Origin of the sequence: Devosia sp. (assembly GCF_036676215.1) — a bacterium.
Taxonomy (GTDB): Bacteria; Pseudomonadota; Alphaproteobacteria; order Rhizobiales; family Devosiaceae; genus Devosia.
In genome coordinates this window covers 1-23,306 of record NZ_JAKFDJ010000129.1, presented here as the reverse complement: position 1 = coordinate 23,306, position 23,306 = coordinate 1, and the positions used below count along the sequence as shown (strand labels likewise).

Below are 23,306 nucleotides of genomic sequence, written 5' to 3'. Positions count from 1 at the left end.
GACTGTCCTTGGCTTCCCCCAATCCGTTCGATCTTTCCGGCAAGCGCGCGCTAATCACCGGCTCCAGCCGTGGCCTCGGTTTTGCCATGGCCCGCGCCCTTGCCGGTGCTGGGGCGGCCGTGATCCTCAATGCCCGGGACAGCGTGGCCCTGGGGGCCGCCGCGCACGACCTTGCTGCCACCGGCACGACGGTGAATGCCGTTGCCTTCGATGTGACCAGCCGCGACAGCATCAACGAGGCGGTCACTCATATCGAAGAAGAGATCGGCCCCATCGATATCCTGGTCAACAATGCCGGCATGCAGTTTCGTTCCAGCCTCGAGGCCTTTCCGCCGGAAAAATTCGACCAGGTCATCGCCACCAACCTGACCTCGGTGTTCAATGTCAGCCAGCCCGTGGCCCGCCACATGATCTCCCGCGGCGCCGGCAAAATCATCAATATCTGCTCGCTCCTCTCCGAGCTGTCCCGGCCGTCCGTTGCCCCTTACGCCGCCACCAAGGCGGCCGTCGCCAACATTACACGTGGCATGGCAGTCGACTGGGCCCGGCATGGCCTTAACATCAACGGTATCGCGCCGGGCTACTTCGCCACCGAACTCAACGAGGCTCTGCTTAAGGACGACAAGTTCAACGCCTGGATCGAGACCCGCACGCCAATGGGCCGCTGGGGCCAACCCGAGGAACTGGGCGGCGCCGTGGTATTCCTGGCCTCGGAGGCGGCCCGCTTCGTCAACGGGCACATCCTCTATGTCGACGGCGCGTTCACGGCGACCGTCTGAGGGGCCTCAGGCCGGCGTCTTGGGCGTCTTCGGCACCACACCTGAACAGGTGGTGATACCCTGATCGCGCGCGCAGGTGACGTCCAACCCGGAATCGGTCTTGCAGGTGCCAGCATTGCTGCCATGGGAGATGAAATCGCCGCCCATGCTGGCGCAATTGCCAGCAAACTGGCCGATATTGAGCTTGGTAGACGTATCGTAGAAATTGTCCACGGCAAACGCCGGCACAACGGGCAGGCAGAGGGCAGCGAGGATGGCGAGAGTTTTCATGACAATGCTCCGATCTGGCGCGGGATGCCGGCACCATGCCGAACCCGACCCTTGCCATTCTGCATCGGGCAACCTGCACCCATGCTGGCGTGACCGTTCAGTCAGCGTTCAGCCCTGTGGCGCGGCAAAATCCGGCCGAACAGGGAGCCCTGCTCGATGACCTCCAACCGCACGCTCATACCTGCCCGCATCATCATCGTCATGGGCGTCAGTTCGTCGGGCAAGTCGACGGTCGGCCAATCCATCGCCCGCCGCCTGCATGTCCCCTTCCTCGATGGTGACGGCTATCACCCCGAAGCCAATGTCGAGAAAATGCGGGCCGGCATCCCCCTCACCGATGAAGATCGCTGGCCCTGGCTCGAACGCCTCGCCCTCGCCCTCCACGAAGCAGCTGACAAGAAGGGCGCCGCCATGGGCGCCTGCTCCGCGCTCAGGCGGGCCTATCGGCAGTTCCTGACCGACAAGGCGGGCGAGCCCGTTCTCTTCGTCTATCTCGACGGCGGCCGCGAGGTCATCGCCGAACGCATGGCGAAACGACAGCACGAATACATGCCGACCAGCCTCCTCGACAGCCAGTTCGCGACCCTGGAAGTTCCCGACCCGACGACCGAAAACGTCCTCGTGGTGCCAGTGACCGATAGCGTCGAGAAAATCACCCAGACGGCCCTCAAGGCGCTCGATCACCTCAAGACCTTCAAACGCTGGCAGTAATGGGCCGGCGGCGCGAGCCCGCCTCGGGGTTCCTTTCTTAGTCCGGACAGTATATCTCCTCGCCCCTTATTGGAAAAAGAGGTCGCAATTTGATCAGCCCTTGGTCTTTCGCCGAAACGACCGCAGCGATGCACTGTCCGTCGAAGTGATCGATCGCGGTGACTTTACCGACGGCCCGTTCCGTGGCTTCATGGAGTGTTCCGAGGTCCGGCCCGGCGTGGTCCTGTACCAGTTGGAGGTCGGGCGGAAACGGACTTCACCCTCAGCTCCGGCCTCGTCGCACCGGACGGCACCATTGTGCTCGGCTGTATGTTGAGCGGCGCCGGCATGGTGGTCGCCGAGGGCAATGAGGATCAATCCTGGCGGGATGAGGCGCGGCTCTTTGCGCTGACTCCTTCGCGCCGACGGATAAGCTATCAAGTCCAGTCGCAGGCGCTCTGGCGCTGCCTCGCCCTCAAGCTCAAACCCAACGTTATCGAGCAACTCGCGACCGAGGACGACCTGCCCGAACTCGTCCGGACAGCGGTTCGCCCCGGCGCCGACCCGCTTTCGCTGATGCGCTCGCTGGCGGCGCCCGCGGTCAGGGCTGCGCAGAACCTTTCTCGCCCACTCTATGCGGGGCGGATGGGCACCCTCTACCGCGAGGCCAAGGTGCTCGAACTCCTCGCGCACCAGCTTGACGCCCTGCGCCACGATGACCTACCCCGTATCGAGCTTTCCCCACGTGAACTAAATCGCGTCCGCGAAGCGCGCGACCGACTGGTCGCGGACGTGGCACAACCGCCCGGCTTGCACGATCTGGCCCATTCCGTCGGGCTGAGTGCGAAGCGCCTCAACCTCGGCTTCCGCCAGTTGTTTGGGACCACGGTCTTCGACTATTTGCGCGATGCGCGCCTCGATCTGGCCCGGCAGATACTGGACGCCGGCATCGACGTGCCCCTGAAACAGATCGCCTGGCGCGTCGGCTACACGCAATCAAGCAATTTCATCAACGCCTACCGCCGCCGCTTCGGCATCCCCCCGGCCTGCACAAGCGCTGGCGCGACGAGGAAAACTGAGCCTTCCGAGGCAATTGGACGATCCGAGACGCAACGACTATGCGCGCGGGCAAAAGCTATGCCCGCGGGCTTTCGCGTTGCAGCGTGACGCCGCCGCCCCCTAACCCTGCTGCTGAAACCCGCGCTTCGGTTCTCCCAAGCGCTCCGCATTCAGACCAGGGAATCCACCGTCGGCACTGGCGTGAGTGAAGACGGCGACGACCGCGCCTATCTCGCCCGCGTCGCCGCCATCGGCTCCGGCGTCATCGACACCGCCGAATACACCCGCTCGCTCTATGACGCGACCCAGCTCGCCTATGCCGGCCAGCACCTCTCCTGGCTGCCACTGACGGGCGCGCATCACCGACCGCTGATGGATTATGCCGGGCTCGGCGGCGACAAATGCTTCTGGGCCAACGGCGATTTCGGCCGCTACAACGGCGTGCGCAACACGACGATCGGCCTCGCCGAAGCCGGCTTCTGCGCCGATCTGTTCGACGATACCGTCCGCGCCGGCATCGGCGTCGGCACGAGCTTTTCCACCCAGGGTCTGCCCAATTCAGCCAGCAGCAGCCTCGGTGGCCAATATCTGCTCGGCGAAATTGACTGGGCACCTGAGGGCACGCCCCTGGTGCTTTCGGGCACCGCGGTTCTCGGAAATTGGCGCGCCGATATCCGCCGCGGCTACATGAACGGCGCCTCTGTGGACTTCTCCCAGGGCCAGACCGCCGTAAACGCCGCTCTCGTCCGCGGTCGCATCGACTGGCTGGACGCTGCTACCTTCGGCACGACCACGATAAGCCCGTGGGCGTCCTTCACCCTCGCCAATACCAGCGTCGACGGCTATACCGAAACCGGTGGCGGCTTCCCCGCCCGGTTCGACGCACAGTCCCAGACCGCCTCCGAAGTCCGCGTCGGCCTGACTGCCGAAACGGAGCTCACCCAGCAGACGACGCTCCGAACCACGATCGAGGGTGTCCACCGCTTCGACTCCACCGGCCCAGCCCTCACCGGCCAGACACTTGGTCTCTTCGAATTCAGTTTGCCGGGCCAGGCGCAGAGCCAGACCTGGGCCCGTGCCGGGCTAGACCTGGAACACGAGTTCAGCTCCTCGGTGCTGGGAACACTGTCGCTGCAGGCAGCGACCGCGGGCCAGGATCCAGACTTCTCGGGCGCCGTAGGCCTGCGGATCGCGATGTAATCCAGAGCCGAACCGGTTCGGGCCGGATCCGTCCGGCCCGGCCGTCCAGGCCAACGCTCCCGAGCGCTGGCAGTAATCCCGGCGGGGCAAATCGACCTGTCACGCGGTTGGGAGAGAAATGGCAACCGCAGCCGCCTCTCCTCGCCTACTGTGCGACGTAGCCGCCATCCACTAAATGATAACTGCCGGTGATGTTGGACGCCGCGTCTGACAGCAGAAACAGCGTCAGCGCCGCCACTTCGTCGGATGTACCCATGCGCCCGACCGGATGCATGGCTTTGATGCCTTCATGGGCTTCCTTCGGCAGCGCCGCGAGCATTGGCGTATCGATGAAGCCCGGCCCAACCGCAGTCACACGAATGCCCTTCTTGGCATAATCGAGTGCAGCCGACTTGGTCATCCCCACCACGCCATGCTTGGCAGTAACATAGGCCGGCGCACTGGGGAACGCGACCGAACCGAGGATGGAGGCCATGTTGACGATGGCCCCGCCGCCCGCCTTCAGCATCTCGGGGATTTCGTATTTCATGGAATAGAAGACACTGTTGAGATTGACGTCGATGACCTTGTGCCAGTCCTCGAAGGTGTAATCGGCGAGCGCCGCCAATGTGCCACCGATACCGGCATTGTTCACGGCCACATGCAGTGCACCGTAAGTGTCGACGGTGAACTTCACCGCCTCCTCCACCTGCTCGATCTTGCCGACATCGACGGCCACGGCAGCGGCCGCGCCGCCCGCGGCCTTGATGGCTTTGACAACCTTTTGCGCGGCATCGAGCTTGAGGTCGGCAACGACCACCTTGGCACCCCGTTCGGCAAGCTGCCTGGCCACCGCCTCGCCAATGCCCGACGCGCCGCCGGTGACGAATGCAACCTTGCCGTCAAAGTCCTTGGCCATTTTCGGTCTCCCTGTTTCTCCCCTCCATGTGGACGCAGTGCCGGCTCTACGCCATGACCTGAATCAAATTACGGGCGAACGTCTCACGCCACGTCAGGGTCAAGACCCGGAATGCCGTCGGCGCGCGACAGGCTGGCATTGTAGTAGCGGTCGTCATAGGTCACTTCCATGCCCACCCAGTCCGGCAATTCGACCAACTGGTCTTGGCTGGCCAGTTCGACCTCTGCGATGACGAGGCCCGCATGGCGTCCCTCGAACACATCGATTTCCCAGGTCAGCCCGCCGAACGGCACCAGGTATCGCCGCTTTTCGAGCACATGCGGCTCGGCCATGGCGAGCATCTCGAGCGCATCGGGCATGGGGATTTCATATTCATACTCGGCCCGCGCCATCCCCCGCACCGCGCCCTTGAGCGTCAGCCGCGCCTCCCGGTCGTCCCAGGTCCGCACACGCACGGTAGCCTTGGCATTGGACGACAGATAGCCCTGCCGCAGCAGCGAACTGGACTGCGCCAACATCCGCCAGGCGTCCGAAACCACCAGGAACTTGCGCTCGATTTCGTCAGCCACGCTTACTCCGCGTCCGGCAGCAACTGCCAATACAGCTCGAACCGCCGGCGCAAGGCGGCCGGCTTCTCCACCGCCAGTTGCCGCCCCAGCTCGAAGGCCCTCGCCACCAGCACTGCCTGCCGCTCGGCGATCACGTCACCAAGTGTCTCGATCCCCTCGGCCGCAACCGGCTCAGGCGCCGTGGTCAGCGCTTCATGCAGCACATGCAGGTTGTGGTGATCGCCGAGCAGTTCGGCAAGCTGGTCCACCAGGTTCTTGCGCCCATGCAGCAATTCGGGCGCCGCCCGCTGCAGCAGGCCCACATGGTGCCAGTGGTATTTGGCATGCTTGCGCCAGTCGTGCAGGGCTTCGGCGCTGCCCTCGTCGCGCGCATGCGCCATGCCATCGCGCATGCATCGATAGGTTTGCTCGAGGCCCGCGCCGAGGCAGGCAAATCCGCGCCCTTCGATCGCCCATGTCTCGGCGCGCTTGGCCAGAGGCGTCAGCGCGGCCACCAAATCTCCGAGCAGTTGTTGCCGGTCGATTGCCTCGGGCCCAGCAATGACGCGCCCTCTGAGGATACGACGCACCGATCCGCTCAGGGCCGCATTGAGCTGCGGGCTTCCCTCCCGCCTGCTGTCGAACTCAACCAGCGCGTCGAACGTCTCGACCATCACGGCAGCGTCCCGCGTGCCCGACAGACCCTGAGCCGCGTCGCGCACCACCCGGTTTTCCGCGTCGAAGACCCTGCACTTCGGCTCGATGAGCCGCAGCAGGCCGCGCAGCTTCTTGCAGCGGCGGCGCAGGCCATGCACCGTCTTGTCGAGATCGCCGTCGCCCCGGCATTCCGTTATCGCCGACTGCACCTGGTCGATGGCAATGCGCCGTACCTGATCCTTGACGTCCGTTCGCCTGGTGAAACTGAAGCTCATGCTCAGAACCCGAAGGTCATCTGGCCGGCCGGCGCCCCGACCGCGACGCCCTCCAGCGCCAGCATCCTGAGTTTGGAGCCGGCCCCGCCCGGCGCTGAAAAGCCGCCCGCCTTGCCATTGCTGGCCAGCACGCGGTGGCATGGAATAATCAGCGGGATCGGATTTGCGCCCATTGCCTGCCCCACCGCGCGCGACAGCGTCACATCGCCCAGCGCCCGCGCCAGCTCGCCATAGGTTGTGGTCTGGCCCCAGCCATACTCAAGCAACAGTTCATAGGCGCGCCGATGAAATTCGGGCACACCCTGCAGATCGAGCTTGATGTCACGAAATTCGACGACGTTGCCATCGGCATAGTCCTCGATCAGGTTGATGACCGCCTCCACTTCGCGCGTCGGCTCGCCAGGCGTCGCGTCTTTCCGGTTGATCCGCTCACCCATTTCGTCCGCGTCGAGCCCCGGCAATTGCAGGCGCGCAATGCCATCGGCGGTCCAGCCGATGCCGAATGTTCCCAATGCCGTGTCGAAGACCGTCGTTTCCATTGAGCGATCCTAGCGCCACAAGACTGTCACACACCAGAGCGCGCCCGAACGCTGCTGACAGATGCTGTCACCACCGCGCCCTATCGCTGAGATTACGGGAGGATCGAACTGATGGCCAAAATCGTCGGATACATCGCAACCAGCCTCGATGGCTTCATCGCCACGCCGGACGAGAACCTCGACTGGCTCACCCAGCAGCCCGACCTGAACCTGGGCGAGCATGATTATCACCAGTTCATCAAGACCATACGCACCGTCGTCATGGGCCGAACCACCTATGACTGGATCGCCCGCTATCCCGGCGCCTGGGAGTATGACGGCAAGCGGGCGATCGTCGTCACCTCGCGGCCGATCGACAACCCCAAGGGGCCACTCGAAACCCGCACCGATATCGACGCGCTCATCGCTGAACTGCGTGCGCTCGATGACGGCGATGTCTGGATGCTCGGCGGCGGCAAGCTGCAGATGGCCTTCATGGAGCGCGGCGCGCTCGATGAGATCGAAATCTACGTCATGTCGGAGATCATCGGCAGCGGCATTCCGCTGTTTCCCGCCACCGGGCTGCGCGCGTCACCTAAGCTGATCTCGGCCGAAATGCTGCATCCAGTCTGCGCACGCCTGCGCTATCGCTTCGACTGAACAGCAAAAGGCCGCCCTCGCGGGCGGCGCTTCCATAGACCGGCGCTAACGCTTGAGCGCGTCGCGGACGGCATCCTTGGCTTCCCCGACCTTCTGCTGGACCTTGCCAGCAGCCTTGTCGAACTTGCCTTCGGCCTGCAGTTTCTCGTTGCCGGTGAGACCGCCGACGGCGTCCTTGATAGCGCCCTTGGCCTGTTTGCCGACGCCTTTGACTTCATCCTTGTGCATGAGAGCCTCCTGTATGATGTTGCAGGGACAACGGGTCAATGCACGGGATGTTCCGTTATATCCTTGTCACGCTGGCGAATTTCCGCGGTCTCCGCTCACAGATCGGTGACCATTGGTCAAACCCGCCATCCTCTGGTAAACGGCGCTCATGCCCGGTCCCATGCCCACCTTGATCAACTACTTCCCCCCGCTCGACCCCTATCTGAATGTCCTCCATGTCGATGACGACATCCTAGTGGTCGACAAGCAGAGCGGGCTGCTGAGCGTACCTGGCAAGGATCCGTCTCTTTGGGACTGCGTAGAGTATCGCGCTCGCCAGACCTGGCCCACCGCCGGCATGTGCCACCGGCTCGACAAGGATACTTCGGGCGTCCTCGTCCTGGCCCTCAACAAGCGCGCCCATGGCCGTATCGGCAGCCAGTTCGAGCACCGCAAGACCACCAAGGCCTATATCGCCCGCGTCGCCGGCATTATCGAGGCCGATAGCGGCCTCATCGATCTGCCCCTGGCGACCGATTGGGAGAACAAGCCCCGCCAGCGCGTCGACCATGAGAATGGCCGCCCAGCCCAGACCGAATGGACCGTCATCGAGCGCGAGGCCAATGCCACCCGCGTCCGGCTGCATCCGCTCACTGGCCGCACGCATCAGCTCAGAGTTCACATGAAGGCCATCGGCCATGTTATTCTGGGCGATGTGTTTTATGGCGATGCCGAAACGCTTGCCGCCGCCGACCGGCTGCAGCTGCATGCCGCCGAACTGGGCCTCACCCACCCGACGACTGGCGAGTTCACCACCTTCGTAGCACCGACGCCGTTCTAGGCTTCGCCAGAAAATCCGACCTCGATGCGCTGGAACAGATGCCCCGGCTTCATCGTATCGAGCCACTTGCGGAAATCGGCGACATCTCTGAACCCGGCGCGTTTGGCCTCGACTTCGGTCACCTCCGCCGGGTCCATATCGGTGATCGCCCCGATCGACAGCAGACCGAGCCTAGTCTTGAGCGTACCGCCCGGCTTGACCGAGGGCCGGCTCCAGCGCCGGAACACCAGGTCGACCTTGCCTTCCTTGATCGCTTCGAGCAGTTCGAGCTTGAGCAACATCAGTCCAGCACCGCCTGTGCGGTGATTTCGATGCGCAGGCCCTTGGCCAGCAGTTGATTGACCACCACCGTGGCGCGCACCGGATAGGGCTGATGGGTGATGAATTCGCGATAGACCGCGTTCATCCCGGCCGCATCGGCGCTGTCGATGAGGAAAATCTGCATCATCACCAGATTGGCCAGCGTGCCGCCGGCCGCCTTGAGCGCGATTTCGAGGTTCTGCAAACACCGCCGCGCCTGCGGCTCGATGCCGCCCGCGACGATCTCGCCCGTCACCGGGTCCTCGGCAATCGCCACCAGCCACACATGCTTGCCAGCCCGCACCGCATCACTGATGGGTGCCGACGAGGGCGAAATTCCGGTTTCGATTTTCTCGATCATGAGGCCTCCGAAAAATCTGGTGCGGGCGGCGGGACTTGAACCCGCACGGGGCTACCCCCTCCGGATTTTAAGTCCGGTGTGTCTACCATTCCACCACGCCCGCGTCGCATGGGCGATTAGCATGCAACCTGACCTGTGCCAACGCTGTTGGGCGATCTCCGGACAGCAGAACGCGCCGCCCGCCTGCTGGCGTCGCGGTTACACGGTATGAAGCGGCTTTCGCCCCGACGGCTCGCGCCGCCAATTTGAAATATTGAAGAGGCGAAAGCCGCTTCACACGAGCTGGTATTCCTGCGCACGCATCGAGCGGCCACCCTTTCGGGTTGGACGGTGCAGGTTTCGGCGGCTGAGCCCTGGTCGGCGGCTCCCACCCCGTCACCCGCCGTCCGGCCGGGGGATAAGTTTTTTAGCAGAAGTTCGTGGATACTTAAGTCCGCTCTCGCCCCCCCAATTCGGACGTCCGAGCCCCTGACTGCAAGGTCCCGAAAGCTCCATTCTGCGAACCATAACTATCTGCTTGATCGGGCCGCCTTCTCTTCGATGCGGAGGACGCTCGTCAGGTCGCGCCCGCGATCAATGCCGCGGAAGAGCCCGGCGCCGCGGTTACCTCCCGTCCCGACTGCCGGCTGATACAGCAGGAAGACCTGAACCCAGCCTAGGCTGAGGCGAGCGGCAGACGCAGGCGACCCGCAATCAACCGCGTCAAGCCGACATATTCAAAAACACACCTTACGACATGCGGCAGATTGATACTGGCGAACCAAACGGAAGGTTCGGCTGCCCAGTCAACACGAAAAACTTTGGCGTTGACGACCATCAATGCCAGACCAAATTTCTTCATCCATAATAATCAGCCATCGACCTTCTGCTAAATAGTAGAAGGCCAAAGAATGTCAGATTTCTAGTATTAGGAGCGCGGAATGCGTATTCATTTCCTTGTCCCCAGTCTAGTCGCTGCAGGGCTCCTCTGTACTTCATGGTCAGCCCAAGCACAACAGTTCTCGACCGTGGCGGAGGTGCTCCGTGAGTGTCCCGATCTCGATCGGGCGGTTGCTTGCCCAGCGGTAGCACAAGCATTTATCTCCCCCCCCAATTTCCCCAATGATACCCAGATCGTGACATTGGTGGGCGCCCTTGCGGCGGCCGGTCAACTGCCGCGGGTACCGCTTCCGGTATGTCTCAACACAGCCGACGGTCTTCGTGTCCTGGCGACCGGCGTGGATGGAGCGGGGACCGCGGTGCAGATCAGGGGCATCGCCAATGCCCTTTGCCTTGGCGTTCGTACGGCTGCGATCCCAGCCGGGGACACCTCCGACGACGGTGACGATGACGATGACGACGGCAATGGTGGCAATGGCGGTGCCAATGTCGTCGTCGGCGGTAATGGTGGTGCGAATGGTGGCAACGGCGGAGCCAATGGCGGCAACGGTGGTGGCAACGGTGGCAACGGCGGTGGCAACGGTGGCAACGGCGGTGGCAACGGCGGCAACGGCGGTGGCAACGGCGGCAACGGCGGTGGCAACGGCGGCAACGGCGGTGGCAACGGCGGTGGCAACGGCGGCAACGGCGGCAACGGCGGCAATGGTGGCAATGGTGGCAATGGTGGCAATGGTGGCAATGGTGGCAACGGCGGCGGTGACGAGGACGACGGCAACAACGGCCACGGCAACGACGATGACCACGACGATGACAGCAACCCAGGCAAGGGCGCCGGCGGTCATGGCCTTCTCATCAACGGCGGCGGCAACGGTCACGGAAACGGCGGCAATGGCGGCAATGGCGGCCAGGATTGATCGTACAGGAGAGACGATTGACGACCCGCAATCCTGTAATCTTGCGTGGGGGCAATTTGCCCCCACAACGTCGTCATGTGTTCGCCGGCTGGCTTATCGCCACCGTCGCGATCTGCAGCAATTCTCCCGTTCACGCCGAACACTCATATGCTGTGCGAACAGTTTGGGACGAATATACCGAGAGCGACCTCAACATCTCGGTCTTCGTGTTTCGGGATGCGAACCGCAACGGGATTTATGATCTGGAAGACCGCCCGATGTCGGGTATCAGCATCGACAGCAGCGGCGTTGGACAACCTGTATCTGCAATCTCAAACTCCAGCGGCTTCGCGAACTTCACCATGTCCGGCACGGACCGGGGAGCCGACATAAAGTACGAAGGCGCATATCAGTTCGACGTTCAAGTTCCACCGCGCTGGGCGGTGACCACGGGCAATGAGCGCCAGACCACCCGCTTTGAACTGTTTCCCGGCAGTCCTGCCGACCTTGTGGCTCGACCCGCTCCAGCCCTTGTTGGGTTGGCGCCCGACCTTTGGATCGAAGGTCACTCAGCCAAACCTTTGACGCTTGCCGCTAGGTCCGCTGGCGCGTTGCAGGAGGCGATGTCGAATGAGGCGGGAAACTTCACCTTCCCCGTGCGGCCTGGCAATTGGCAAATATCGTCGCCGACCATGCCCAAACCGCGTCAGATTGCGATTGCTGCAACGCCCGTTCGACTGACAGAGAGCTGGCTCCTGCAACAGGATCCGCCAAGCGAAATTCCCAGCATTGAGGCGACTTTTGACGATCTGCAGAGTGAGGGCGTCCTCAAAATACCTTCAGGCTATATGGGGCTCGACTGGAGTAATTTCGTGATGACCCATCAGAAGTTCTATGAACCCGAGGGCTATCGCAACGGCGTCCTTTCCGGAGAATTTCTTGCCTATAACGGCTCCGGTCATCCGGCGACCATTAGCCGTGATAAGCCGTTCGACTTTGTTGGGGGGTATTTCGGCGTCTCCACCCTGCGAGCTGAAGGAGAGACGCTGATCATTACCGGATGGCATGACGAGCAAGAGGTCTATCGAGAGAGCATGGCGCTTTCGGCTCTCGGACCAATCTTTCTTGCGGCTGATTTCCGTGGCGTTACCCGCGTCGAATTCACGACAGAGCACTATTGGCAGTTTACCTCGGACAACCTGACGTTCCGTCTGAACTGACCTATTGCCAGATCATGGGGTCGGCGCTGGACATAGCTATCAGTCTGTATCCCGTATTGCGGAGCGGGACGATGTTGGACGCCAAATTGTCCAAAACCAGATCCGACACGTCTGTCTTGACGACCAGGATTGCGTGGTCGATCCCCTGCGCCTTCACATAGGCGATGCGCAGCGAACTTGGCGGTAGGCCTGCATTGATCAGCGCCCTTCGCTTGCTGAGCACATAGTCCTCGCAATCGCCTGCGGAAGCCCCAATCGTCCAAACATCCCCGCCGCGATCGTTCTGGGGGCGAATTGCGCGGTTCACTTGTGAATTGACGCGCTCGATCACGCTGAGAAGGGAGTCCGTCAGGCTCACACTGGAGCTACCACCCCCGCGGCACTCTTGTGGATGCTGCAGGCATAACAACTGAAATCCCAGAGGGGCGCCTGAGGAGGCACTGACTGGCGAGGCCAGTGCAATTGCGATTAGCGACGCGACAAACGTCGTCAGCAGTGCGTTAGCGTTCCGCAAGACCACAGCGAGCACCCTCAGAAACCACGACCAGAATGGCTGCCGAGTGTTGATAGATCATTAAAGATTGGAGATGGGTTCCCGCGCGACCAGCTTGTTGCTGCTGTCTCAACGCTCATGTGAGCGGCCACGGTTGTCAGGATTCGGGGGGAGGGCGAGATCGGGCTTCGATGGGTCATATTTTGTCCATCGCGTCGAAACCCGGCCGAATATGGGCAATTCGCCTGCGACCTCGCGCCACAGGCTGCCAGCCTGCAACCCACGCCATCGCGGACTTTTGAACCCACCGGGGAGCACCGACAGCGTGTCGCGGACAACACCGCCTATGCCTTCAACACCACCACTTTCGTATCCACCGGGGTCTTGGCATAGAGGTCCATCATGTCCTGGGTGAGCAGGCCGACGCAGCCGCTCGACACGCCCTTGCCGATCGTTTCGGGCTGGATGGTGCTGTAGATCGTGTACAGCGTGTAGGCGCCGTTCTGGTAAAGATAGAGCGTGCGGGCGCCGAGGGGATTGCCGAGGCCGGGCGCCATGCCGCCGGCATATTTGGCGACTTCGGGCTGGCGCTGGATCATTTCGCGGGGCGGGGTCCAGACCGGCCATTCGGCCTTGCGCCCGATATAGGCGTCGCCGCTCCACAGGAACCCGGCGCGGCCGACATTGGCGCCATAGCGCGTGGCATAGCCATCGCCTTCGATGCGATAGACATAGTAGTTGCGGGGATCGACGACGATGGTGCCGGCCACTTCCTGCCGGTCATAGCGCACCGTGCGGCGCAGATATTTCGGATTGATCTTGCTGACATTGACAGCGGGAACCGGGAAGCGCTCGTCGGGGAGCGGCCCATAGACTCGCTCCGCTTCGGCCATGCTCATGCCGGGGCCCAATGAGGCGCAGCCGGCCAGCGCCAGCGCGCCAAGGCCGAGCGAGCCGGCAAGGAACGTCCGGCGGCCGATGAGGCCCGCGCGCGCTGCACTCTCCGGCTCACCGGTCGTGGTGTTCTCGTGGTCCATGTGCCAACCTCCCATTGCCCGACGGGCCGAGCTTGGCCCCGCGGGCGGCGATTGGCAAGTCCGGCCCCGGATCGCCAGTCGCGATCGGGGCGAAGGCGCCCGCCTGCCCCGCCACAAAGCTGGGGATTGTGGCGCGGCAGCGTGCTGACCCTGGGGCAGCTGGGCTAGATAGCCGGACAAGGGGAGATCAGCGCCATGAAAGCCGTCCTGTTCGAGAAATTCCAGGAAGCCCCCAGGGTCGTCACGCTCGACGACCCGACGCCGGAGCCGCATGGCGTGGTGCTCAAGGTGGAGGCGACGGGCGTCTGTCGCAGCGACTGGCATGGCTGGATGGGCCACGACACCGACATTGTCCTGCCGCATGTGCCCGGCCATGAATTGGCCGGCGTGGTCCAGGCGGTGGGCAAGGACGTGCGGAACTGGAAGGTCGGCGACCGGGTCACCGTGCCCTTCATCTGTGGCTGCGGCTCGTGTCCGGAGTGCCATGCCGGCCACCAGCAGGTCTGCCTGCATCAGGAGCAGCCCGGCTTCACCCATTGGGGGTCATTTGCCGAATATGTCGGCATCCATCGGGCCGACCTGAACCTCGTGGCGCTGCCCGAGCATATCGATTTCGCCACCGCGGCAAGCCTGGGCTGCCGGTTTGCGACGTCGTTCCGCGCCGTTGTCGACCAGGGAAAGGTGTCGGCAGGACAGTGGCTTGCCGTCCACGGCTGCGGCGGCGTGGGCCTTTCGGCGGTGATGATTGCCAGCGCTGTGGGTGCCAATGTCATCGCCATCGATATCGACGAGGCCAAGCTGGCGCTGGCGCGGGAACTGGGGGCGGTGCACACGATCAACGGCACCGAGGCCAGAAACGTGCCCGAAGCGGTGATCGAGCTGACCAAAGGCGGCGCGCATGTGTCGCTGGATGCACTCGGCCATCCTGTGACCTGCTTCAACTCGATCCAGAACCTGCGCCCGCGCGGCAAGCATGTGCAGGTCGGCCTGATGCTGGGCGATCACACGACGCCGCAGGTGCCCATGGCCAAGATCATCGGCAAGGAACTGGAAATCCTCGGTTCCCACGGCATGCAGGCGCATCGCTATGGCGCCATGCTGGACATGATCGGCTCCGGCAAGCTCGCCCCCTCGCGCCTGGTCGGTCGGCGCATCAGCCTCGCCCAGGCCCCCGAGGCACTGATGGGCATGGACCGGTTCCAATCTGTCGGGGCGACGGTGATCACGACGTTTTAGCATCCGGACAGCCGAATGTGTCGCCCGGCCCGGAGGCGTCGCGGTTACACGGTATGAAGCGGCTTTCGCCCCGAGGGCTTGCGCCCCCTGTTTGTTTAGTTTGAAGAGGCGAAAGCCGCTTCACACGAGCTGGTATTCCTGCGCACGCATCGAGCGGCCACCCTTTCGGGTTGGACGGTGCAGATTCCGGCGGCTGAGCCCTGATCGTCGACTTCCACCCCGTCACCCGCCGCCCGGCCGGTGGTCAGCATACACGCATCGGCCTGGGCGACCCCATGTAGCCAGTCCCCCCGCCCGGTGCTTCGTCGGCACCGCGTGAATGGCGGGGATGGGCTGAGTATGCGGGAGGTTTTGGGGACGGGGATAAGTTTTTTGCAGAGAAGCAGAAACATCCGCTTTCGGGCCCGAAGCAGTTATTCAACGAAGCAGATCCCGGCACCCAAGCCGCCGTTTTGCCTCAGCCGCTCGTTTGCGGCCGATGCTTCTCAAACCGCGCATCCCGGTTCTCCATATCTGGCATTCGCTTCCATCCTAGCCGTTCGTAGAAGCCGGCAGCACGCGAAGAGCCGTCAGTGTGGAGCCAGATCGACGAATGACGCTCGAACAGGAATGCTTCGGCTCGTTCCATGAGACGGCGTCCGATGCCTTGCCCCGCCCATTCCGGGCGGACGAACGCAGCAAACAAGCAGGCATCCGCTGCGTCCGCCATTGAGAAGCCAACAATGTGGTCCCCGTGTACGGCGACCCAGATGCAAGGCTCCTTGCGAAGAACCTGGCGGATCGTCTCGTTCGTGATGCCCATCTCGGCCATTTGCTCGACCGATAGATGGTTCTCCCGCACGCTCGTACGAACCTCGAAGATCGCAGGGATATCCTCTTCGGCAGCATCGCGAATGGTGATTGTCATGGGAACCAAATAGTTGAGTGGAGACGGGATGCGGGTCAACAGAACCGTAGCAATCTCTGACGAAGCCCAAGCGTCTCGCGCTTAACCGCTGGTTTGAACTTCAAAATATCTAGATGCACCGATCTCGATAATCCCGCCGTAAGCTACGCCGAGAATTTTAAGATGACATTGTCGACTAGGTCTTCAATGAAGTCGATGACCTTCGATTTGTTGACGGTCACTCCTGATGGGTGGGCGCACGAATTTCGCGTACCCAGCTTCTGATCGAGGATTTTCCGAACATCGTTGGAGACGATGCCTGCTGCGCGGCACAGCTCGATGAACTTGGTTTCCTTAATCTCAGTGAAGTCATCTCGTTGGATAACGGCGTCAATTTTGACGCCCTTATCCTTCGACAAGGCCGCATTGAAGTCCGTCAGTTTGTGCGCGAGGATGTGGGCGAACAGATGATCCATCGCCAAGATCCACGTCATGACGATGGCAGCGCGGTTAGCGCCGACTTCGAAGCAGTCGATGGCCTCTTTGAGAAATTCCTTGTTAGCGCCAGCAGGTAGTTTCTGCTCCAGCCCCCGAAGGGTAGCGCTGGTCTGAGCGGTAACTGTCTCAGCCCCAAGCTTTCGGGACAGAGCCTCTCGCATATGGCGTTGAAGCTTATATCCACCATTCGCTTTGATGTATTTCGGTGGCTTGCTTTTGAGGCCTTCTGATAGGCGCGCGCCCACGTTCCCGGGCACAACAAGATCGCATGAGGCAAAGCATTCAGCGACCTGCTTGGGCGTTGCAGACTCCTGCCCGGACTCGACGGTCAGGAAATAGACGAATAGCTCGACTAGTCCGCTTTGGCTCTGGCTAGGGGCATTCTCGATCGAGCCGTAAAAGCGGTTGACCACAGTGGTCATTCAGCCCCCTTCTTCTTCAGATCGAACTTGAAGTAGTTACTGCCAACGGTGGTGATCTTGATATCGGTGGCCGAGTTATAGTCGATAAATCCAAAATTGCGACCGCTCGCGTCACGGAATGCTTGCGAGAAAACCTTCGGGACCCTTGCATTTACCTTTTCAAAGCAGGTGTAGAACTGATCGGTGTTAGGGTTATCGATGCCCAATTCGTCGTTCATGAACTTCAAGAAGACCAAGATTTTTTGCGGATTGTTCGAGGCCTCATAATGCTCGTAAAAGGCGACTAAACCCGAGGTGTCGAGGTTCTTATCTAGTTTAGGCGAGTCCGCGATTACGATCGGGCCGGCATCGTCACCGGCAGCGCGCTTCTTGGCAGAGGGTCTGCGCTTGCCCTTCGCTCTCGGTTTAACGTTTTCTTCCGTAATGCCCGCCTCATCGACCTCGTCACGCAGGGGCTGCCGCACGGTGGCGCCCGCCAGAAGCTGTTCTTTGAAATCATTGTAGATAGTGCGGACAAGTTCGGGATCGCCTTCGACGTCGATGATGCCCTGCGAGATATTGATATGAAGCTTCGTAGTCACCAGAACCCCCTCAACCGCTGCGCCCCCGGCCCCGTGGCGCGCTTGCAATCACGACTATGAATTCACGCGATTTCAAGAGCAAGCGCCATGGATGATTTTCGTTGCTGCACTGTAAGGATACTGCGCCGAACTGGCGCATCCGGCAAAACTGCGCTCGGTATTGATACTCGGGCATGGGCCGGCACCTCATGGATTTGAGGCATACCCCCGCCGTGGACGCTTTTGGCTTGAACCAAGGACCCGCTGATTAAGGGTCAGCTGGCGCGATCGTCTGGTTTCACGATCTTCACGCCAAAAGCCGCCTGTCTGCCCCAAAGCCGCCCTTGCAGGCTCAAGGGCGACGAAACGAAACCTGCTGCCAGTTTTGCCTCAGTCCGTCCCACCACTGATCGGCGCCACATACGCCACATCCAGATCCCACGGGAAGAAAATCCACGTGTCCTGGCTGACTTCGGTGATGAACGTATCCACCAGCTCGCGGCCCTTGGGTTTGGCGTAGACCGTGGCAAAATGCGCGCCGGGCAGCATTTCGCGGACGACGCGGGCGGTGGAGCCGGTATCGACCAGATCGTCGACGATCAGCACCTTGCCGCCGTTTTTGGCGATGTCGAGGATGGGCTGGCTGATGGGCTTGAGCACCTGGATGCCGCCCTTGTTCTGGTGGTCGTAGCTTTTGACGGCCACGGTCTCGACGGTGCGGATATTGAGCTCGCGCGCCACGATGGCGGCGGGGACCAGGCCCCCGCGGGCAATGGCGACCACCGCGTCAAACGTGCCCATGCTCGCAAGTCGCCAGGCCAGCGCGCGGCTGTCGCGGTGGAACTGGTCCCAGGTGACGGGAAACGACTTCTGGTTCGGGTTGTTCAAATCAACTCTCCTGCACCGGCGCGGCACCGTCCGGGTGAATAAGGGACCGTGCTTAGCAAAACCGGGCCGCCGCGCCAATGTCTGCCGGTGGTGTCAGCAGAGTTTTCGGCGGTTTTCATGGGATGCACTGGGGGCGGCTGAAACTCGGATGTTGCAGTCTACACCCTCCCCCTTGTGGGGAGGGATCAAGGGTGGGGGTGTTTGGCCCGGATATCGGGGCTCTGTCACCCCCTCCCAGCCTTGCGCGCTCAAATCGCTCCACAGGAGCGAATTGTCCCTGCGGGCCGCTTGCAAGCCCATCAAGAGAGAGGTGCCGCCCCGTGATTGCACCGCTATGGTGCCCTAGAACCCTAAGCCTCAGGCGGCGCTATGCCCGCCTTGGCATGCGCCTCGGCCACCATGGCGCGCACCTTGCCCGCGGCTTCCTCGAGCCGGGCGGCATCGGAGGAGCGCAGCACCAGTTCGGTCATCACCCGGTCCTGCCCCATCTGCGGATAGCTTCCCATCTTGACGTCGGGATATTGCTCCTGCAGCGCGCCCAGCGGACCGCCAACGGTCCCCTCGCCCACCGCCGCCTTGACGGTGACCGACATCACCTTCCTGCCGCCCTTGAGCGTGGGCGCCAGGGCTTCGAGCATGGCGCGCATGATGACAGGCACGCCGGCCATGACATGCACATTGCCCATGCGGAAGCCGGGCGCGGCGCTGACCGAATTGACGATGAGATCGGCGCCTTCGGGAATGCGCGCCATGCGCAGCCGCGCCTCGTTGACCTCGGTGCCGGTCTGCTTCCAGCGGCTTTCGAGCATTTCCCGGGCCTGCGCGTTGATCGGCAGCGCCACGCCGAAGGCCTTGGCCACGGCGTCGGCGGTGATATCGTCATGCGTCGGCCCGATGCCGCCGGTGGTGAAAACGTAGGTATAGCGGGCGCGCAATGCGTTGACCGCTTCGACAATGTCGTCGGTCTCGTCGCTCACCACCCGCACTTCCCTGAGCTCGATCCCCAGATCCGTGCAGAAATCGGCGGTGGCGCCGATATTGACATCCTTGGTGCGGCCCGAAAGGATTTCGTCGCCGATCACCAGGAGACCGGCCGTGATAATGTCTGCGGACATGAGAGGATTCCTTGGGCGTGCTGTGCGCCAGCAATGCCCCTGCGCGATATCGGCGTCAAGCAAGCGTGCTGCCCTTCCAATCCTCCGGGCAAGCGACTAATTTACTCGTACTTCCCCGGAGTCCTGCATGATCACCTTCGTTGACGCCCCCGCCAAAGCCCGCCGCACCGCCGGTGTCATTCCGCTGCACGGCAGCGAGGGCTTTGAAGGCATGCGCAAGGCCGGGGCCCTGACTGCGCAGGCGCTGGACATTCTGACCGAATTCGTCGAGCCGGGCGTGCCGACCGCCAAGATCGACCAGATCGCCTATGAATTTGCCCGCGACAACGGGGCGGTGCCGGCCACGATTTTCTACAAGGGCTACCGCCACTCGCTCTGCACCTCGATCAATCACGTGGTCTGCCACGGCATTCCCGACGAGCGGCCGCTGCGGGAGGGCGATATCGTCAATATCGACCTGACGCTGGTCGTCGATGGCTGGCATGGCGATACCAGCCGCATGTATCCGGTGGGCGAAATCTCCCGCAAGGCCGAGCGGCTGATCGAGGTCACCTATGCCGGGCTCGAGGCCGGCATTGCCATGGCGCGGCCCGGCAAGACCACGGGCGATATCGGCGCCGCCATCCAGGCCGTCGCCGAGGGGGAACGCATGAGCGTGGTGCGCGACTTCGTCGGCCATGGCCTGGGGAGGCTGTTTCACGACGAGCCCAATATCATGCATTTCGGCACGCCTGGCATGGGCGTACCGCTCAAGCCCGGCATGATCTTCACCATCGAGCCGATGATCAATCTGGGTCGGCCGCATGTGAAAATCCTCTCCGATGGCTGGACCGCCGTTACGCGTGACCGCACCCTGTCCAGCCAGTGCGAACACTCGATCGGCATCACCGAGACCGGTTGCGAGATCTTCACGCTCTCCCCCGGAGGCCTATTCAACCCCATGGCAGCGCGAGCGGCGTGATGGCGGAGCGGCCCGACGAACTCGCCGAGGCCGCTCTCCCGGCCATTCGTCCGGAAGCCGATGACCATGCCGGCCACCGCCAGCGCGTACGCGAGCGCTTTCTCAAGGTGGGCGGCGATGCGCTGGAAGACTACGAACTGCTCGAACTGGCCCTGCAACTGGCCATTCCCCGCCGTGACACCAAGGCCCTGGCCAAGGCGCTGCTGCGCGAGTTCGGCTCCTTTTCCGGCGTGTTCAACGCCAGCCAGGCGCGCCTGGAAAAAGTCGAGGGCCTGGGCGCCACCTCGGTGGCCCATATCAAGGTGATCCAGGCGGTTGCCGCCCGTTTCGGCCGCGACCGCATCGACGCCGAACAGCCCATCCTCAGCTCCTGGAGCCAGTTGATCGACTATTGCCGCAGCCAGATGGCGTTCGAATCGATCGAACAGTTCCGCATCCTGTTTCTCGACAAGAAGAACCGGCTGATCGCCGACGAGGTGCAGCAGACCGGCACGGTCGACCACACCCCGGTCTATCCGCGCGAAGTCATCAAGCGGGCGCTGGAACACTCCGCCACCGCCCTGATCCTGGTGCACAACCACCCCTCGGGCGATCCATCCCCATCATCGGCAGACGTGCGGATGACACGGGAAATCTCGGACATCGCCAAGCCCCTGGGGATAACCCTGCACGATCACATCATCATCGGGAAATCCGGCCACGCCTCGCTGCGCGGCCTCAAGCTACTCTGACTTTTCGGCAGCGGCCGGCGGGCGCACGCCGCTCACCCGGTCGAACAGCTGCCGCGCGCCGCGCACAGCTGCCTTGAGCTGCTTGTTGCCCTTGATGGCGACCCGTGCCCGCTGCAGGGCCCGGTGGCCGCGCACGATCAGGGCACCCCGCAGGGTCAGCCCGATATAGTGTTGGCGCAGCGGCGCCTGCACATTGCACCAGTGCCGCTTTTCGTCGGTAAAGCCGCTGCCCATATCGAACACCCGGATGCCGTCGTCGAACACGGTCTGCATCACCCGCAGCAGGCACTGCTTGCCGGGCGAGCCATTCTGGATAGCCGGATCGTCGCTCATCGAGGAGATCAGGCAGAACATGCGGTCACTGTGGACGATGTTGTAGCGTATGGCGACAATGTCGCCATTGAGCCGTAGCACGTGCAGGCGCACATCGACCCCCGAACCAGCCTTGGCAGCATCGTGATAGAAGCCGATCAGCCGGTCATGCACGAAAGTATCGCGAATGCCCATGGCCTTGAACCGGGCGGAGCGCTGCTTGAACATGACCTCGATGGCAGGGCCCGCCCCCTCGCCATTGCGCAGTTCGGCAAATTCCACCTCGCCCATCGCCACCAGGCGGTCGCCCTGCTGGCGGTCATGCTTGCGGCGCGACTTGCTGCGCTGCAGCCGGTCGCATTCCTCCCAGCTCCCGTACTGGGACCGATAGAGCGTCTCGACAGCGAGCGTTGAGCCGAGTTCATCGAACAGGCCCTCGTGCCCGCCGACCTCAACCGGAATCGAACGCAGATAGACCACGTCCGCGCCACTCAACGCGCCGGTCATGGCAGCCCAGAGCGCCCGACGCCCTTCGGACCCGAGAGCCGCGAGACGGTCATAGTCCGCGATCGGCGCGTAGCAGCCGGCATTGGCGCCGGGAAACCAGGTGAAGACCGGCAGCCCACCGACCCGCTTGCGATGCAGCGGCAACAGGGCGATGGGCTCGCCATCGATCCGGCCGACAATGTAGCGCTGGTCCGAATTGGGCATCTGGCGATGCGCAACCCATAGCCGGATGAAGTCGTAGCTCTGGCCAGGCGATTCGATGCTCGCCGCGGTCAGCCGACGCCAAACGGCCTCCACGTCTTCAATCCTGTTGGTGACCACAACGCCGATGTCGCCACGCACCATCGCGGGAAGGGTCGCATTGCTGCGAACACCCGGTTGCTCACTGGCCAGTTCGGCTGTGTTGACTGTCATGCGTCCCCCAATATCGGGCTGCACTCTGACCGGGCGAAGTAAACCAGAGTTGAACTTGAGCGCTGCAAAGTCCTGAAACGGTCAAAACTTCGTTGAGGGTTAAGCCATGCTTACCGGTCAGCCGAAATTGGCCAGCACCGGGAAAGTCTCGAGGAACCAGTAGGACAGCCGCGTGAAATTGCCCGTGAGGAACAATATACCGGTAATGACCAGCAGCACGCCCATGACGCGCTCGACCGTATGCAGGTGCTTCTTGAAGCCCTGGAAGAAGGCCAGGAACGGCCCGATGGCGATACCGGCGAGGAAGAACGGCACGCCCAGCCCCAGCGAATAGAGCCCGAGCAGGCCCGCACCCTCCCAGGCCGTATCGCGGCTCGCCGCCACCGAGAGCACGGCGGCCAGCACTGGCCCGATACAGGGTGTCCAGCCAATGGCAAAGGCCAGCCCGAGCAGAAACCCGCCCAAGGGGCCGCTGGCGACGCCCGGCCCGTTATGCCGCATCTGCCGGTCGAGCAGGCCGATGCGATAGACCCCGATAAAGTGCAGGCCCATGGCGATGATGAGCACACCGGCAATCGGCGTCAGGATCGGCAGGGCCTGTCGGAACGTCTGCCCGAAGGCCGTGGCGGTAGCGCCCAGGGTCACGAAGACCACGGAAAAGCCCAGGATGAAGAACAACGAGGTGAAGGCAACGCGCCGCTGCAGCGCTGCGGCGCCGGTGTCGTCCGCCCGCAACTGGTCGAAACTCGCCCCGCTCATATAGGTGAGGTAAGGCGGCACCAGCGGCAGCACGCAGGGCGAGAGGAAACTCAACACCCCCGCGCCAAACACCAAAGGCAAAGAAAATTCCAAGCGGCGACGCTCCAGTTGCGAGCCTGTTTCTAGCGCGTCGGCCCGGCAAAGCAATGCACCCCGGTGTCGCATCGCGGGGTTGTGAGCCCCGCACATCTGTACCGGACAGCTGGCACGGCGGCGTGACGATGCGCCGGCC

At 62.7% G+C, this 23,306-nt stretch carries 29 protein-coding genes and 1 tRNA gene; 10 read left to right on the top strand and 20 right to left on the bottom strand.

All coding sequences use genetic code 11. The features are described 5' to 3' along the window. Positions 1-8 precede the first annotated feature (8 nt). Positions 9-779 (top strand): SDR family oxidoreductase, encoded by a 771-nt coding sequence (locus tag V6M52_RS11730; RefSeq protein ID WP_332693955.1) that lies wholly within the window; start codon positions 9-11, stop codon positions 777-779. A 6-nt stretch (positions 780-785) separates the two neighbouring features. On the opposite strand, the gene V6M52_RS11725 is transcribed toward V6M52_RS11730, so the two are convergent. Continuing rightward, a complete protein-coding gene (locus V6M52_RS11725) occupies positions 786-1,049 on the bottom strand; it encodes a hypothetical protein (protein WP_332693958.1) in 264 nt (87 codons plus the stop codon). Between the two features lie 156 nt (positions 1,050-1,205). Here V6M52_RS11725 and V6M52_RS11720 point away from each other — a divergent pair, with 156 nt between their 5' ends. The 3 genes from V6M52_RS11720 (at position 1,206) to V6M52_RS11710 (ending at position 3,998) form a co-directional block, all read left to right on the top strand. Further along, positions 1,206-1,760 carry a gluconokinase gene (locus tag V6M52_RS11720; RefSeq protein WP_332701152.1) on the top strand — a complete coding sequence of 185 codons (555 nt, stop codon included), beginning with the start codon at positions 1,206-1,208 and terminating at the stop codon, positions 1,758-1,760. 327 nt (positions 1,761-2,087) lie between these two features. Then, positions 2,088-2,906, top strand: coding sequence for a helix-turn-helix transcriptional regulator (locus V6M52_RS11715; RefSeq protein WP_332701151.1), 819 nt, complete (start codon positions 2,088-2,090; stop codon positions 2,904-2,906). A 93-nt stretch (positions 2,907-2,999) separates the two neighbouring features. Further along, complete coding sequence (locus V6M52_RS11710; RefSeq protein WP_332701150.1) at positions 3,000-3,998, top strand: autotransporter outer membrane beta-barrel domain-containing protein; 999 nt, start codon at positions 3,000-3,002, stop codon at positions 3,996-3,998. Between the two features lie 145 nt (positions 3,999-4,143). Here the strand turns inward: V6M52_RS11710 and V6M52_RS11705 are convergent, their stop codons facing one another. The 4 genes from V6M52_RS11705 to V6M52_RS11690 form a co-directional block, all read right to left on the bottom strand. Continuing rightward, positions 4,144-4,896, bottom strand: a complete 753-nt coding sequence (locus V6M52_RS11705; RefSeq protein ID WP_332693965.1) for an SDR family NAD(P)-dependent oxidoreductase — start codon at positions 4,894-4,896, stop codon at positions 4,144-4,146. Between the two features lie 83 nt (positions 4,897-4,979). Next, positions 4,980-5,465 carry a CYTH domain-containing protein gene (locus V6M52_RS11700; protein WP_332701149.1) on the bottom strand — a complete coding sequence of 162 codons (486 nt, stop codon included), beginning with the start codon at positions 5,463-5,465 and terminating at the stop codon, positions 4,980-4,982. A gap of 2 nt (positions 5,466-5,467) precedes the next feature. After that, entirely contained in the window at positions 5,468-6,376 is a 909-nt protein-coding gene (locus tag V6M52_RS11695) for a CHAD domain-containing protein (RefSeq protein WP_332701148.1), read from the bottom strand. A gap of 2 nt (positions 6,377-6,378) precedes the next feature. Beyond that, the gene (locus V6M52_RS11690) at positions 6,379-6,915 is read right to left on the bottom strand and encodes a methylated-DNA--[protein]-cysteine S-methyltransferase (protein ID WP_332693974.1); all 537 of its coding nucleotides are present in this window, start codon (positions 6,913-6,915) and stop codon (positions 6,379-6,381) included. Between the two features lie 111 nt (positions 6,916-7,026). Between V6M52_RS11690 and V6M52_RS11685 the strand changes: the two genes are divergently transcribed. Continuing rightward, on the top strand, positions 7,027-7,554 hold the full coding sequence (locus tag V6M52_RS11685; protein ID WP_332701147.1) for a dihydrofolate reductase family protein: 528 nt from the start codon (positions 7,027-7,029) through the stop codon (positions 7,552-7,554). A 45-nt stretch (positions 7,555-7,599) separates the two neighbouring features. Here the strand turns inward: V6M52_RS11685 and V6M52_RS11680 are convergent, their stop codons facing one another. Then, entirely contained in the window at positions 7,600-7,782 is a 183-nt protein-coding gene (locus tag V6M52_RS11680) for a CsbD family protein (RefSeq protein WP_332701146.1), read from the bottom strand. Positions 7,783-7,942: 160 nt separating this feature from the next. On the opposite strand from V6M52_RS11680, the gene V6M52_RS11675 reads away from it, so the two are divergent. Then, entirely contained in the window at positions 7,943-8,602 is a 660-nt protein-coding gene (locus V6M52_RS11675) for an RluA family pseudouridine synthase (RefSeq protein ID WP_332693985.1), read from the top strand. On the opposite strand, the gene V6M52_RS11670 is transcribed toward V6M52_RS11675, so the two are convergent. From V6M52_RS11670 to V6M52_RS11650, 5 genes are all read right to left on the bottom strand, one after another. Further along, entirely contained in the window at positions 8,599-8,883 is a 285-nt protein-coding gene (locus V6M52_RS11670; RefSeq protein WP_332701145.1) for a hypothetical protein, read from the bottom strand. The genes V6M52_RS11675 and V6M52_RS11670 overlap by 4 nt on opposite strands. Beyond that, positions 8,883-9,263: a RidA family protein gene (locus tag V6M52_RS11665; RefSeq protein WP_332693991.1), complete on the bottom strand. Its 381-nt coding sequence runs from the start codon at positions 9,261-9,263 to the stop codon at positions 8,883-8,885. The genes V6M52_RS11670 and V6M52_RS11665 overlap by 1 nt, the downstream gene beginning before the upstream one ends. Positions 9,264-9,280: 17 nt before the next feature. Next, a tRNA-Leu gene (locus V6M52_RS11660) sits at positions 9,281-9,366 on the bottom strand. Between the two features lie 552 nt (positions 9,367-9,918). Continuing rightward, on the bottom strand, positions 9,919-10,104 hold the full coding sequence (locus tag V6M52_RS11655) for a hypothetical protein (protein ID WP_332701144.1): 186 nt from the start codon (positions 10,102-10,104) through the stop codon (positions 9,919-9,921). A 139-nt stretch (positions 10,105-10,243) separates the two neighbouring features. Continuing rightward, complete coding sequence (locus V6M52_RS11650) at positions 10,244-10,984, bottom strand: hypothetical protein (protein WP_332701143.1); 741 nt, start codon at positions 10,982-10,984, stop codon at positions 10,244-10,246. Positions 10,985-11,073: 89 nt separating this feature from the next. On the opposite strand from V6M52_RS11650, the gene V6M52_RS11645 reads away from it, so the two are divergent. Beyond that, positions 11,074-12,255 carry a hypothetical protein gene (locus V6M52_RS11645; protein WP_332701142.1) on the top strand — a complete coding sequence of 394 codons (1,182 nt, stop codon included), beginning with the start codon at positions 11,074-11,076 and terminating at the stop codon, positions 12,253-12,255. A gap of 1 nt (position 12,256) precedes the next feature. On the opposite strand, the gene V6M52_RS11640 is transcribed toward V6M52_RS11645, so the two are convergent. After that, entirely contained in the window at positions 12,257-12,775 is a 519-nt protein-coding gene (locus tag V6M52_RS11640) for a transglutaminase-like cysteine peptidase (RefSeq protein ID WP_332701171.1), read from the bottom strand. Positions 12,776-13,092: 317 nt separating this feature from the next. Further along, positions 13,093-13,785: a L,D-transpeptidase gene (locus V6M52_RS11635; protein ID WP_332701141.1), complete on the bottom strand. Its 693-nt coding sequence runs from the start codon at positions 13,783-13,785 to the stop codon at positions 13,093-13,095. 195 nt (positions 13,786-13,980) lie between these two features. Here V6M52_RS11635 and V6M52_RS11630 point away from each other — a divergent pair, with 195 nt between their 5' ends. After that, complete coding sequence (locus V6M52_RS11630; protein WP_332701140.1) at positions 13,981-15,021, top strand: zinc-dependent alcohol dehydrogenase family protein; 1,041 nt, start codon at positions 13,981-13,983, stop codon at positions 15,019-15,021. Between the two features lie 457 nt (positions 15,022-15,478). On the opposite strand, the gene V6M52_RS11625 is transcribed toward V6M52_RS11630, so the two are convergent. The 5 genes from V6M52_RS11625 to V6M52_RS11605 all read right to left on the bottom strand — a co-directional run bounded on the left by V6M52_RS11625 (position 15,479) and on the right by V6M52_RS11605 (position 19,390). Continuing rightward, a complete protein-coding gene (locus V6M52_RS11625) occupies positions 15,479-15,928 on the bottom strand; it encodes a GNAT family N-acetyltransferase (protein WP_332701139.1) in 450 nt (149 codons plus the stop codon). A 143-nt stretch (positions 15,929-16,071) separates the two neighbouring features. Next, on the bottom strand, positions 16,072-16,827 hold the full coding sequence (locus V6M52_RS11620) for a hypothetical protein (protein ID WP_332701138.1): 756 nt from the start codon (positions 16,825-16,827) through the stop codon (positions 16,072-16,074). Continuing rightward, positions 16,824-17,408 carry a hypothetical protein gene (locus tag V6M52_RS11615; RefSeq protein WP_332701137.1) on the bottom strand — a complete coding sequence of 195 codons (585 nt, stop codon included), beginning with the start codon at positions 17,406-17,408 and terminating at the stop codon, positions 16,824-16,826. Before V6M52_RS11615 ends, V6M52_RS11620 begins: the two co-directional genes overlap by 4 nt. A gap of 369 nt (positions 17,409-17,777) precedes the next feature. After that, complete coding sequence (gene gpt / locus V6M52_RS11610) at positions 17,778-18,275, bottom strand: xanthine phosphoribosyltransferase (protein ID WP_332701136.1); 498 nt, start codon at positions 18,273-18,275, stop codon at positions 17,778-17,780. A gap of 350 nt (positions 18,276-18,625) precedes the next feature. Beyond that, a complete protein-coding gene (locus tag V6M52_RS11605; RefSeq protein ID WP_332701135.1) occupies positions 18,626-19,390 on the bottom strand; it encodes a competence/damage-inducible protein A in 765 nt (254 codons plus the stop codon). A 127-nt stretch (positions 19,391-19,517) separates the two neighbouring features. Here V6M52_RS11605 and map point away from each other — a divergent pair, with 127 nt between their 5' ends. Next, a complete protein-coding gene (map, locus tag V6M52_RS11600; protein ID WP_332701134.1) occupies positions 19,518-20,351 on the top strand; it encodes a type I methionyl aminopeptidase in 834 nt (277 codons plus the stop codon). Beyond that, positions 20,351-21,082: a RadC family protein gene (gene radC / locus V6M52_RS11595; RefSeq protein ID WP_332701133.1), complete on the top strand. Its 732-nt coding sequence runs from the start codon at positions 20,351-20,353 to the stop codon at positions 21,080-21,082. Before map ends, radC begins: the two co-directional genes overlap by 1 nt. Here radC and V6M52_RS11590 read toward each other — a convergent pair. Together V6M52_RS11590 and V6M52_RS11585 are read right to left on the bottom strand one after the other, a co-directional pair. Next, positions 21,074-22,315, bottom strand: coding sequence for a GNAT family N-acetyltransferase (locus V6M52_RS11590; RefSeq protein WP_332701132.1), 1,242 nt, complete (start codon positions 22,313-22,315; stop codon positions 21,074-21,076). The two genes, radC and V6M52_RS11590, sit on opposite strands and share 9 nt — an antisense overlap. A 117-nt stretch (positions 22,316-22,432) precedes the next feature. Continuing rightward, on the bottom strand, positions 22,433-23,167 hold the full coding sequence (locus V6M52_RS11585) for a cytochrome c biogenesis CcdA family protein (RefSeq protein ID WP_332701131.1): 735 nt from the start codon (positions 23,165-23,167) through the stop codon (positions 22,433-22,435). Positions 23,168-23,306: the final 139 nt, after the last annotated feature.